Here is a 12,174-nt window from a genome sequence, read left to right on the forward strand (position 1 = left end):
CGCATCCGTCCCCGACGCCGGGATTTTGTCGTTGAAGATGTCTGCGACTGTCCGGCGAGCGGCGCATCGACCGCCTCGGCGCCGAACGGAAGCACGTGGTGCCGCGCGCACGCGCCATCGATCCGCGCAATTTTGGCGCGAAGATCGGCGAGGACGGCAGGGTGGCGCATGATGTCGTAGGACTCGGCACATCGTTTGCTTGTTCTCTCTTTGTTTCTTGTCAGCCAGCCAAGTCAGGCGCGACGCCGCAACTTGCGCCCAACATAAGCGCGATCCTGTCCGGAATGAATCGAGTTTGGCTTGCCAGAGTCTTGATTGTCGGCCAGATTCAGGGGCTGACATGAAAATGGATATCGATCATCTTCCGGGGCGGCAGCAGGGCGAACTCCAGCGCATCAAGGATGTGCTGATGGAGGAATTCGCGCGGTCTATCGAGCGCGCGACCAAGGCTGAAAAGCGCAACGGCAAGATTCTGAAGATCATCCTGTTCGGCAGTTATGCCCGGGAAGATTGGGTTGACGAGCCTGAGAATGGCTATCAGTCGGACTTCGATCTGCTCGTCATCGTCAGCCACGAAGACCTGACCGATATCTCCGATCATTGGTATATCGCCGAGGATAAGATCCTTCGCGATCCTGAGGTCGGCCGGACGCTCAACATCATCGTTCACACGCTCGCGGACGTGAACCGGGCGCTGACGCGCGGCGAATATTTCTGGGTCGACATCCTGCGCGACGGCATATTGCTGTACGAACTGCCGAACCACGCTCTTGCCCAGCCGAAACCAATGACTCCAACCGACGCGTACGAGATGGCGGTGGAATATCACTCGGTCCAAATACCGAAGATCGACAGCGCCCTCAAAATTGCGCGTTTCGCGATCGACGAAGGCGAACGAAACGATGCGGCATTTATGCTTCATCAGGCGGTAGAGCGGGCTTACGCGGGCTACCTATTGACGCATACGTTCTATTTCCCGCGCTCACATAATATCAAATTCCTACGCTCGCTGGCGGAAGACCGCGAACCGCGGCTGATTGAGGCCTGGCCCCGTGACAGCAAATTGGACCGACGCCGCTTCGAGCTGTTGAAGCGCGCCTATGTCGAGGCGCGATATTCGCCGAACTATGAAATCACCGTCGAGGACCTCGAAGCGCTTGCGGCGGCCGCCCGCAACCTGCGCGAGCTCGTCGAGCGACTTTGCCGGGAACAACTGGACCGGCTGCGTTCGGCCGCCGGACGGTAGCGCTCCGCCCTGCGGTCAACCGGGCGTATATGCCTTCCCGTCACCGATAAACCGCTTGCTCCGGGCTTTCGCGTCGGCCCGGAGAACGGCCATCTCGGCATTGTTACATTCGTCGCCGCGAACCGAGCCATCCTGACACCCGGCGAACACCTCTCGCGCCTCGTCGACATGCGCGTCGAAATACTGCTTGCTACGTGGCTCTTCCTTCCCTCAGCTCGCCAGCGCGGTTCCGATAAGCATGAATCCAATAACTTGCGTCTTCATCAGGCCCTCCTTTGCGAGCCGACAAATTATCGCGGGGCACCACAACGGAGCAACAAAAGACCGCAGAAACTCTCAAATCGAGAGCGATTGTTTGCGCGCACGGTCGTCAGGCGGTCGGACATTTGATAAAGGCATCACCGGCCGGGCGGCCGTCGCATATGTGCAAGCCTCGGCTAAAAGCGACGGCGCAAGTTCTCGAACTTGTTCTCAACGCCCGGCCTCATTCCACTGAAAATGACGGCTTTGCGCCCGATGTCGGCCGTTCCGGCCTTGATTGGCGTCTTCCGAAAAGATGGTGTATCGCGGCGGCTGCATTTCAGGACCGGCATCTGAGTTTGCAGCCCCTTCATCTATGATGGTTTGATCGGGGTCATCCTGGCCTTGAGCATCAAGGAGGGAGTGACGGCGATGACGCATTTCGTAGGTCTGGATGTATCGGTAGAAGAGACGGCGGTTTGCGTCGTCGATGAAGTGGGCGAGGTCGTATGCGAGCGCAAGGTCCCCACAGAGCCTGATGACATTGCGGTTTTGCTGACGTCGATCGGCGGTGATTATGTCCGGGTTGGGATTGAGGCGGGCCCATTGTCACAATGGCTGGTCAATGAGCTGAGCGCGGCGGATATTCCTATGATCTGTGTCGAGACCCGCCATATGAAAGCGCTTTTGATCGCCCAGCAGATCAACAAGAGCGATCGTAACGACGCACGCGGGATTGCACAGATGATGCGTGTCGGCTTGTTCAAGCCGGTCCATGTGAAGACGCTGGCAGCCCAGGAGCAACGGATGCTGCTCACCAGTCGTAAGCTGATCCAGCGCAAGCTGCTGGATATCGAGTGCGACATGCGGGGAACGCTGCGCAACTTCGGACTCAAGGTCGGGGTGGTAGGCGCTACCGGCTACGAAGGACGTGTCCGCGAACTGGTGGAACGCCTGCCCAGGTTGGCTGCGATCGTGGAGCCGCTACTGACGGTCCGACGCGTCATGCGACAGGAACTCGCGGTTTTGCACAAGATGCTGATCGATATCGTGCGCGATGACCCGGTATGCCGCCGCTTCATGACCGTGCCTGGCGTCGGACCCGTTGTCGCTCTGACCTATCGGGCGTCGGTCGATCAACCGCACCGCTTTTTACATAGCCGAGCCGTTGGCGCTCATGCCGGCCTAACGCCTAAACGACATCAATCGGGTGAGGTCGACTATGATGGGGGCGTGTCCAAATGCGGGGACGCCATGCTGCGTTCCATGTTGTACGAGGCCGCTCAGTCAATGCTGACCCACAGCAAGAAATGGTCATGGCTCAAGGCCTGGGCCGTACGGGTCGCTCAACGCCGTGGCATGCGCCGCGCGCGGGTTGCCCTCGCTCGACGGCTTGCCGTCATCCTTCATCGCATGTGGATCGATGGCACCGACTTCCGTTGGAGCAACGGCGCTACCGCACCGGCGGCGTAACGAAAGACCCTCTAGACTTTCCACCAGATCTGCCCCGGCAGAAAGATGTCCTCACGGGGACGACGGGTGAAGCGAGTTCGGAATGACTGCAGATTCTGGCACCTCACAGTGCCAAGGGCGCTCGAAAGATTGAACCGCTCCATCCTTCTTACCCCATCATGAGGCGGCAATACACCGACCTCGAAGAGAAGCACGAGCTCCGTAAGGGACATCAGCTGCGCAGATCATGAATGAAAGGATTTGTTATGACCCAATGAATCTCGCTTGACCTCCGCCGCGATAGAGAAGCAGTCATTCGATCGAAGCACCTAACCACCGCTTCGCGCGATGTCGGCCATTCGGAATGTCTTTCTACAGTCCAGAAAGCGGCTATTCGAGACCCTCTTTAAGAGCGCGTGCTATCATCGTCACGCACAGGAGTAATTGTCGGTAGGACGGATGGGATCGCAATCGGCAACTCGAGCGCGGGAACCCGATCAGGACCTACATGGGTTCAGACTTCAGGCTCAAACGTTCGAAATGACATCAACGAGCCGAAGCTCATCGTCCCGAAAGCAGGAAGGCGGCGGCGAGCGCGGCGAGCAGGGCGCCGCGCGCGATCAGGCCGTTGCGCAGCGAATGACCTTCGAGACAGGGTTGCAGATCGGGCGGGATCGGCATCGGCCGCGTTGCCGGCACATCGGCTCCGCCCGTATTGCCGACGGGAACCCAGCCGGCAAGGTGGAAGGGGGCCGCCCCGATCAACCGGACGAGCTGCCCAAGCGCTTCCTTGGTATCCGACTGCCCGAGCGCGAGCCGCAACATGTGAAAATGCGTTTTCATATGCGAGACATACCAGCGCTGGCCGAGAATATGGGCGCGCTCCAGATGGCGCTTGGAAAGCGCAAGATCGCCGCTCGCTTCGGCCGACCGCGCATGGTCCATTTCGCTGGCAAAAACGGCTTTGACATCCGGTTTCATGACAAACCTCCCCCTAAAAGTGACGCAACGCTACTGCCGCCAACGCCCTTCGAACGACCGTCTCTGCGGACGGTGCATTGCTCATATCAGGTTGAACACAAGCCGGCAGAAGAAAAAGCACCTCGGCATCTTTTGGTTTCCGCGAAGACAGGCTGATGCCCTTCGTCATCTTTCATGGAGCGCTTTTGCAGCTCAATGGCGAGGAATCTCGCAGCGGAAACTTGTGAAGTGATCGGGGGCTCCGGAGCCGTTCCATATGGCGACGCGGGGAAAAGCACAGAGCAACCCCGAGCGCTCGGTCTTGGCGAGCCGGCGATCCATCGGGCCGACCAGGAAATTGCTCGCGGACACGGCGACAAGTTCTTCGGGCGCGCGGCCGCGGGTGACCCACGCCTCCAGTGCGGCGCCGATATCTTCCTCGGGCCGCGCGCCGGGATAGGGCGGAGCGCCCTGGCCGAAGCTGTTGAGCCCGGGGCCGGCGTTGCAATGCTGCATGCCCGGCACCATGAATAACCGCATATTCTGCTCGGCGGCGGCGCCCATGCGGGCGCGTACGCGCTCATAATATTCGATCGACATTTGCGGCGGAATCGCGGCATCGCCCCAGCCGTGATAGAGGATCAGCTTGCCGCCGCGTGCAAAGAAGGCGCTTAGATCGGTGCTATTGGCGTTGAGGATCGGGCCGATTGTTTTGTCGAGAAAAGGTCCGTCGCGGCTGAAATCGAAATTGGCAAAGCTCGCGTCGGGCATGTTCGCGAAGAAGCGCGGCAGCCCGAGACCGAACACGCCCGCGCCCGTCATCATGGGATCATTCGACGATATCCATGGCGCCCAGCCGCCGCGATGCGCCTCGGCACCGGCCGGTTCATATCCGATGCGCGGCGCGCGGGCGATCGGCGGCCCGCGCAATATGTCGGCGAGTGCGGCTACCTGGTCGCCGGTCAGGCAGGAATCGCCGTCGGCGCCGGTACAGCGTAGCGGCTTCGGGTCGAAACGGCATGCGCGCGGATCGCGGACCAGCCCGTCCTTTTGCCCGTCGAGTGCGTCGCACTGCGCCAGCACTGCGGCCTCGATCGCGGGCAGCTTTGTCGGCGGGATATTCGATCCGGGCGTGCGCGTCAGGCTGGCCCCGTTCCAGATGAAGATCTGCGATAGGCGCGTGAAATCCCACGCCGGCGCGCCGGCGATGATCCCGTCATAATCTTCGGGGTAGCGCTGCGCCGCCATCAGCGCCTGTCGCCCGCCGTTCGAGCAGGCGCTGAACACCGACAGGCTGGGCTTGCGGCCGTAATAGGCTTCGATGATCGCCTTGGAATTGACCGCGGTCAGATGGATCGCGCGGTGGCCATAATCGATTTGCGCGTCGGGATTGCCGACGGCCCACGGCGCGGTGAAGCCGCCGGGCGCGTGGCCGGTGTCGGTGCTGGCGACCGCATAGCCGCGCGCGGTACCCTCGACCAGGCCACCGCGATAATTGATGTCGCCGGCGAAGCCGCCGTTGCCGGCCCCATGGAATTTGCCGTTCCAGCCGGTCGCCGGGAGCCAGGTTTCGAAGACGATGTTCGATCGCGGGGCGGGCTTGATCGTGCCGATGACGCGGCAATGCGCGGGAAGGGTGATACCGACGCCGTCGATCTGCGCGTTGTTGCCGGTATAGGGGCCTGCGTCGACGAAGACCGCCGAGTTGATCTCTGTGTTGGCGAGTTTCAGCCCCTTCAGCGCGGCGCATCGCTGCGCCGCCATGGCATGCGTTGCGGCCACCGCCGGAGCAGCCGTGACCGCCAGCGCCGCCGCGCCACATGTCCAGACCAGATGCCGTGCCTTCATCGTCCGTTCCCCTTCAGCGCGCCGCGCAATGTGTCGAATAGCTTCATCGTCGCCGCCGGAAAGGGTCAGAAGGTCTTGCGGATTCCGAGCTGCACCATCCGTCCGAGCGTCGATCCGTTGAATTGCGCGAAATTGGTGCGCGGCAGGTTCGCATAGGCCGGGTCGACATCGAGCAGATTGTCGATGTTGAGGGTGAGCTGCGTACCCGCGAGCACGCCGCCCGCGGGCACGTCCCACGAAAAGCGCAAATCGACCGTCTGGAAGGATTTGATCCGCGTCTGGCCCACCAGTCCCTGGATCGGGTAGCCGCCGCGATAGTTGAACACCGCGCGGCCGGTGAAGTCTCCGACCTTGCCGCCGAGCGTGCCGACGAAGAAGAGGCGGCCGGTGCCGTTCTTCAGGGTGTTTGTGAACGGTCCCTTCGATCCGCCGGTCGAAAAGTCGCGATTGAGCACATAATTGCCCGCGAGGTCGGCCATTAGCGTCACCTTGCCGACCGGCCGCGTATAGTTAAGGTGGAAGTCGACGCCATCGGTCTTGAGCGCGCCGAAATTGTTGAGCCGCGCATCGGCAAGCAGATAGGGCGACCTGCCGACATAGAGCAACGCGATATCGGACACGCCGACGAGCTGCATCCCCGCAGTTGCCGCGCGCGCCTGGGCGAGCGTCGGGTTGATCGTATAGAAGGAGGCGAAATTCGGGTCGGTGAACAGCGTTGCCGCCGAAATCAGTCCGATCGCATCCTTGAAATCGACCTTGTAGTAAGTCGCGCTGGCGAGAAGGCCGGGCACGGCGTCAGGCTTCCAGTCGAAGCCCGCCGAGAAGGTCGTCGCAGTCTCGGGCTTGAGGTTCGGGTTGCCGCCCGCGAGGATGATCGTCGGGCGGAACAGATCGGTGATCGGACTGCCGACCTGGCGGAACGGACTGATCGGCAGAATCTGCGCCTGCTGACCCAGTCCGCTGGTTGCTTCGAGGCCGGGCGCGTGGAACGACGTGCCGTAATTGCCGCGGATCGTCAGATCGTCAAACGGTTTCCAGGTGATGCCGACCTTGGGGTTGGTCGTGCCTCCGACATCGCTGTAATCATCGTAGCGCACCGATCCGGACAGGGTGAGGCTGCGCAGGCCCGCCGCGCCGTTTGCGGAGCCGAACAGCGGCACGACGATCTCGCCGAAGAGGGACTTGACGTTGCGCGACGAAAAGGCGCGCGTCGTGCCGGGGGCGCTGGCAAGCGTTCCCTTCGGTCCGGGGATCAACGTCTGCTTGAGGTTGTTATAGTGATATTCGGCGCCGAGCGCGAGGCGCACGTCGCCGCCGCCGATCGCGAATAGCGGCCCTTCGGCGACGATGCGGCCTTCCGCGAGTTCCTGCACCCCGGTGTCGTGATTTTCGAAATCGTCGATCGCCGCGAGTACAGCCGGGTTGCTCGCGCCGGGGTTATAAGGGTTGAGTGCGGCTGCGAGCGTCGTACCGTTCAGCGCTGCGGTGATCGCGGTGACATTCACCAGCTCTTCACGGATCTCGCTGTGGCTGCGCCCGAAATTCGCGAGCGTGCGCAGCTGCCAGCGCCCGCCGACGTCGAAATTCATCCCGGCGGTAATCCCCGCCGACTGGAAGTTCTGCCGCGAGACATTGCTCGGTCCGAACACATCGGCAAAGGAGAAGGCGACATTGTGCGACGTCTCTGTGCCGATCGGGCGGAAATAGGGGTTGGCCGCGGTGATCGTGCCGCTGGTCGACGATTGCGCGGTTTTCACGTCGGTCTTGCGCTGCGACCAGTAAGCCGTGGCGTTGAACTCGATTCCCGGCGCCAGCTCCTGCGTCAGCGACGCGAAGACACTGTGGCGTTCTTCCTGCGGATAGACGTCGATCTGTTTGGGTTCGTCGCAGCGATTGATCGTGCCGGCCACGCGGCCGGGCAGGGCATAGGTCGTCGTGCCGATCAAAATATTGCCCGGCGAACAGGCGGTGCTGCGCAGGTCCGATCCGCCGCGATCGAGATGATTGCTCGTCATATAATCGCGGTCGGCGCCGTAAAGATTGCTGTGCCAGGCATAGGCATAGGCGACATAGAGTGAGCCCGTGCCCCAGTCCTTGCCCGCGATGATGTCGCCGTCGGCCTGCTGGTAACTGTCGGCGAAGCCATAACGGGCGCCGGCCTCGACCCCGTTGAAGCGTCGGCGGGTGATGAAGTTGATGACGCCGCCGATCGCGTCGGAGCCATAGATCGACGAACCGCCGTCGGGGATCACGTCGACGCGCTCGATCACCACCGGCGGGATGATCGTCGGGTCGGGTGTGGAGGACAAGATGCCTTGGCCGACGAGCCGCCGTCCATCGACGAGCATCAATGTGTTCTGCCCGCCGGTTGCGCCGAGATTGCGCAGATTGGGAAAGAAGACGGGGCTGCCGCGATCTGAATTGGCGCGCGGCACGCTGCCGAAATAGCTGAGCTGGGGGATGTTCGCGAGCAGGTCGGTCGACGAGGATACGCCGCTTTCGACGATTTCGGCACGGTTCACGCCGATGACGTTCGTGCCCGTTGGGGCAATGCCGCGGATCAGCGTTCCGGTGACGATGATCGCTTCCTCCGCAATGTCATTGTCCGACTGGATAGTTGATTCTTGCCGCGATTCGGATGCGGCATCCTGTGCCCGTGCGGTCGCAGCAGTGAGCAGCATTGCCAGCAAACCCAGACCAGATACAGATGATTTAAGTTTGAAATTCCACGACATTCCTATCCTCCCGCCAGCGCCGATTGGCCGGCGCCCTCGTTTCTGAATTGGCTATGGACGAAATCATCCAATGCCTTTATTGACCATTTGAATAATGAAAATATTCGAGCAAGGGAAGAGGGAATGCGAAGGCGGATGATCGATGCGGTGGAGGGGCGGTTCATCGACCCGCAGGGGCGCGAGGTGCTGCTGCGCGGCGTCAACCTCGGCGGCGACTGCAAGCTGCCCTTTCCCGACGGCGGCACGCATCTGCCGGGCGATTTCTCGGATCACCGCGACGTGAGCTTCGTGGGCCGCCCGTTCCCGCTCGATCAGGCGGACGCGCATCTGGCGCGGATCGCGGGCTGGGGGTTCAACTGCCTGCGCCTTCTCGTGACGTGGGAAGCCATCGAGCATGAGGGGCCCGGCAAATATGATGCGGCCTATCTTGATTATATCGCGGCGATCGCGCGGCGGGCCGAGGCGCACGGGTTCATGCTGTTCATCGACATGCACCAGGATGTGTGGAGCCGGATGACCGGTGGCGACGGTGCGCCGGGCTGGATATTTGAAAAGCTCGGGCTCGACTTCACGCGTTTCGATGCCGCGGATGCAGCGCATGTCATGCAGCACCGCTATGACCATGCGCGTGCCGATGCCCGGCAGGAAGACAATTATCCGATGATGAGCTGGGCGCGCAATTATCGCATGCCCGCGAACGCTATCGTCTGGACCGCCTTTTTTGCGGGCGCGCTGCTGACTCCCTGCTGGCTGGTCGATGAAGAGAATGTTCAGCATTACCTGCAGCGTCACTACCTCAACGCCATGGCTGCGCTGGCCGGGCGGCTCGCTGGTAACGCCGCGGTGATTGGCTTCGATACGCTTAACGAGCCGAGTCTCGGCTGGATCGGGCAGACGATGAGCGCGCCGCAGCTTGCGGCGACGCGCGATGCGCCGATACCGGTGCGCGCCGGGCCATGCTGGACGCCGTTCGCGGCGCTGCGGGCAGCGAGCGGCATGGCGGTGACCTTGCCGGTCCTCGCACCCGGCGCCGACGGCGCGATGGAAATCGCGGGTGAACAGGTCGCCAATCCGCGGGGCGTGTCGATCTGGGCCGACGGCGCCGCCGATCCCTATGCCGCAGCGGGCGCGTGGAGCGGACCGGGCGACGATGCGCGCGTCCTCGACGAAGAATTTTTCCGCCGCACCGGCGACCGTGCGATCGATCCTGATACCGATCTGCTGCTGCCGTTTTTTCGCAAGGTCGCCGCAACGCTGCGCGCGATCAACCCCGATTGGCTGATCTTTGCCGAAGTGAATCCGTATCAGCTCGGTCACGGGCGCGGCTTTCCGCAGGGCATGCCCGAACGCTGCGTCAACGCGAGCCATTGGTACGATGTCGACATCCTGTGGAAGAAGAGTTTCGACAGTGCGGCCGGCCCCGCGGCGCTACGCACGCGTTATATCGACGAGATCGGCCGCCTGTTCGATGCCGCTGATCCGGCACGTGCCATGCCGCGGCTTATCGGGGAGTTTGGCATCCCTTACGATCTCGACGGTGGCCGCGCCTATTCGCGCTGGGCAGCGGGGCAGCGCGGCGACGCGCTATGGACGACGCACGACGCGGCGCTGACCGCGATGTACGACGCGATCGACGCCCTGCGCATCTCGTCGACGCAGTGGAACTATACCGCAAGCAACCGCAACGATCTGCGGATCGGCGACGGCTGGAATCAGGAGGATCTGTCGATCTTCTCGCCCGATCAGATGGCGGATGGCGGCGATGGCGCGCGTGCGCGCAAGGGATTCGCGCGGCCCTGGGTTCGCCGTGCGCAGGGGCGTATCGCCGCGATGCGGTTCGACGCAGAGGTAGCGCGGTTCGAGGCGGCGATCGATGCCGATCCGGCGATTGCGGCGCCGACCGAGATCGTGGTTCCCAAGGCGCATTTTCCGGGACCGGTCGCGGTCGCGGTTGATCCGCCCGCGCGCTGGACCTTCGACCGCGACAGCCGGCTTCTTCATGTCGAGGCGGCTGCTCCGGGGCGGATGGTCGTCGAAGTCCGGCCGGCGGGCGAAGCGCGTGTATCGCGGCGCGACAGCGAATTTCAACCCGTGTCGCACTGAACAGGACTCGACAAGCTCGTTATGCAAGTGGATAGTTAAACAAGTCAATCGGGAGAGGGTCGTGAACAAGACAGGATTTTGGATCACGGTGGCGTTGGGGATGGCAGCCGCCTCCCCGGCGGCCGCGCAGGCGGCGCCGGTTGTCGCCGTCGATGGCGGCAAGCTTTCGGGTGTCCGTAATGGCGACGTCGTCGCCTACAAAGGGATTCGCTACGCTGCCCCGCCGGTCGGCGAGCGCCGTTGGCGTGCTCCCGCCCCGGTCCCCGGCTGGCCCGGCGTTCGCGCCGCGACCGATTATGGTGCAGATTGCGAGCATAACCGCCGCGAATGGGAGGCCGACCGCGCTGATGCCCCGATGGGCGAGGATTGCCTGTACCTGAATATCTGGACGCCCGCGAAGCCGGTGAAGGGCGGCGCGCCCGTGCTGTTCTGGATCCACGGCGGCGCCTTTACCGCCGGATCGGGTGCGCAGCGCGCTTATGACGGGGCAAAGCTTGCGGCGCGTGGCGCGGTGGTCGTGACCTTCAACTATCGTCTCGGCCGCTTCGGGTTTTTCGCCCATCCCGCGCTGACCGCCGAGGCAGGGACGGCGGCGACCGGAAACTGGGGGTTGATGGACCAGCTTGCGGCATTGCGCTGGGTCCGGAAGAATATTCGCGGCTTTGGTGGCAACCCGGAAAATGTGACAATCTTCGGCGAATCTGCCGGCGGCGGGTCGGTGAACCAGATGATGGTGATGCCCGCGGCGCAGGGCCTGTTCGCAAAGGCGATCGCCCAATCGGGCGGCGGCCGCGACGAGGGGGTGTCGCTTGCCGATGCCGAAGCCAAGGGGGTCGCCTTTGCCGGCGAGGCGGGTGCGGCCGGCAACGATCCGGCGGCGCTCCGCGCCATCCCGGCCGACAAGGTTCGCGGCAAGATAACGCTGCTTAATCCCGAGACGAAGACATATTCGGGCCCGCTGATCGACGGGCGGCTCGTGCAGGGGCGGGTCGAGGTTCCGTTCCTCGCCGGACAGCAGGCGAAGCTCCCCTATATGGCGGGGGCGAACAGCTACGAGATCGGCTTTCTTCCCGAAGCGTTCCGCAGCGCCTTCGTCGCCGCGGTTGGCGGCGCACTTGGTGCGACGCAGTCCGAGGCGAAGGCGGCTTATGGCTCGGCCGAGGCGTATGAGCAGAATCTCGTCGGCGACCTGATGTTCGTCGAGCCCGCGCGCTTCCTCGCTGGGCTCGCGGCGCCGAATGGCAGCTACCTCTATCATTTCGACTATGTGCCGACCGCCAAACGCACCACCGACAAGGGGATGCCGCACGGCGCCGACGTCTATTATGTCTTCGGGAACCTTGAGGATTTGCACGTTGTGACGACCGCGGAGGATGAAGCGATGGCAAAGCTTGTCGGCGATTATTGGGTCGCCTTCGCACGGACCGGCAATCCCAACGGCGCCGGCCGGCCGACGTGGCCGGGCTTCGCGCCCGGCGGCGAGCGAATGCGCTTCACGGCGGGCGGAAGCAGGTCGGAAAGCGCCAAATCACCGGCGCTCGACGTGCTGGCTCGCTTTGGCGACGCCAAGCGTGACGCCGCGCGCTGAAC

8 protein-coding genes are annotated in these 12,174 nt (G+C 63.0%); 5 read left to right on the forward strand and 3 right to left on the reverse strand.

Translation table 11 applies throughout. The features are described 5' to 3' along the window. Positions 1-98 precede the first annotated feature (98 nt). The 3 genes from V8J55_RS21185 to V8J55_RS21195 all read left to right on the forward strand — a co-directional run bounded on the left by V8J55_RS21185 (position 99) and on the right by V8J55_RS21195 (position 2,959). Positions 99-344 (forward strand): hypothetical protein, encoded by a 246-nt coding sequence (locus tag V8J55_RS21185; protein ID WP_336447540.1) that lies wholly within the window; start codon positions 99-101, stop codon positions 342-344. Positions 345-409: 65 nt separating this feature from the next. Next, positions 410-1,246 (forward strand): HEPN domain-containing protein, encoded by an 837-nt coding sequence (locus tag V8J55_RS21190; protein ID WP_336447541.1) that lies wholly within the window; start codon positions 410-412, stop codon positions 1,244-1,246. A 672-nt stretch (positions 1,247-1,918) separates the two neighbouring features. Next, the gene (locus tag V8J55_RS21195; protein WP_336447542.1) at positions 1,919-2,959 is read left to right on the forward strand and encodes an IS110 family transposase; all 1,041 of its coding nucleotides are present in this window, start codon (positions 1,919-1,921) and stop codon (positions 2,957-2,959) included. 540 nt (positions 2,960-3,499) lie between these two features. Here the strand turns inward: V8J55_RS21195 and V8J55_RS21200 are convergent. From V8J55_RS21200 to V8J55_RS21210, 3 genes are all read right to left on the reverse strand, one after another. After that, on the reverse strand, positions 3,500-3,919 hold the full coding sequence (locus tag V8J55_RS21200; protein ID WP_336447543.1) for a DUF3703 domain-containing protein: 420 nt from the start codon (positions 3,917-3,919) through the stop codon (positions 3,500-3,502). Positions 3,920-4,111: 192 nt separating this feature from the next. Beyond that, positions 4,112-5,746, reverse strand: coding sequence for a tannase/feruloyl esterase family alpha/beta hydrolase (locus V8J55_RS21205; RefSeq protein ID WP_336447544.1), 1,635 nt, complete (start codon positions 5,744-5,746; stop codon positions 4,112-4,114). 65 nt (positions 5,747-5,811) lie between these two features. Next, complete coding sequence (locus V8J55_RS21210) at positions 5,812-8,427, reverse strand: TonB-dependent receptor domain-containing protein (protein ID WP_336447545.1); 2,616 nt, start codon at positions 8,425-8,427, stop codon at positions 5,812-5,814. Between the two features lie 177 nt (positions 8,428-8,604). On the opposite strand from V8J55_RS21210, the gene V8J55_RS21215 reads away from it, so the two are divergent. Beyond that, positions 8,605-10,584: a cellulase family glycosylhydrolase gene (locus tag V8J55_RS21215; RefSeq protein WP_336447546.1), complete on the forward strand. Its 1,980-nt coding sequence runs from the start codon at positions 8,605-8,607 to the stop codon at positions 10,582-10,584. A gap of 100 nt (positions 10,585-10,684) precedes the next feature. Continuing rightward, positions 10,685-12,172, forward strand: coding sequence for a carboxylesterase/lipase family protein (locus V8J55_RS21220; protein WP_336447547.1), 1,488 nt, complete (start codon positions 10,685-10,687; stop codon positions 12,170-12,172). Positions 12,173-12,174: the final 2 nt, after the last annotated feature.

It is taken from the genome of Sphingopyxis sp. CCNWLW2 (assembly GCF_037095755.1).
Lineage (GTDB): Bacteria > Pseudomonadota > Alphaproteobacteria > Sphingomonadales > Sphingomonadaceae > Sphingopyxis.

What these genes read in the sequence shown, in the direction of transcription:
- V8J55_RS21200 (WP_336447543.1), bottom strand. Translation starts at nt 3,919, where the DNA reads ATGAAACCGGATGTCAAAGCCGTTTTTGCCAGCGAAATGGACCATGCG.
- V8J55_RS21220 (WP_336447547.1), top strand. Translation starts at nt 10,685, where the DNA reads ATGGCAGCCGCCTCCCCGGCGGCCGCGCAGGCGGCGCCGGTTGTCGCC.
- V8J55_RS21210 (WP_336447545.1), bottom strand. Translation starts at nt 8,427, where the DNA reads ATGCTGCTCACTGCTGCGACCGCACGGGCACAGGATGCCGCATCCGAA.
- V8J55_RS21215 (WP_336447546.1), top strand. Translation starts at nt 8,605, where the DNA reads ATGCGAAGGCGGATGATCGATGCGGTGGAGGGGCGGTTCATCGACCCG.
- V8J55_RS21190 (WP_336447541.1), top strand. Translation starts at nt 410, where the DNA reads ATGGAGGAATTCGCGCGGTCTATCGAGCGCGCGACCAAGGCTGAAAAG.
- V8J55_RS21195 (WP_336447542.1), top strand. Translation starts at nt 1,919, where the DNA reads ATGACGCATTTCGTAGGTCTGGATGTATCGGTAGAAGAGACGGCGGTT.
- V8J55_RS21205 (WP_336447544.1), bottom strand. Translation starts at nt 5,746, where the DNA reads ATGAAGGCACGGCATCTGGTCTGGACATGTGGCGCGGCGGCGCTGGCG.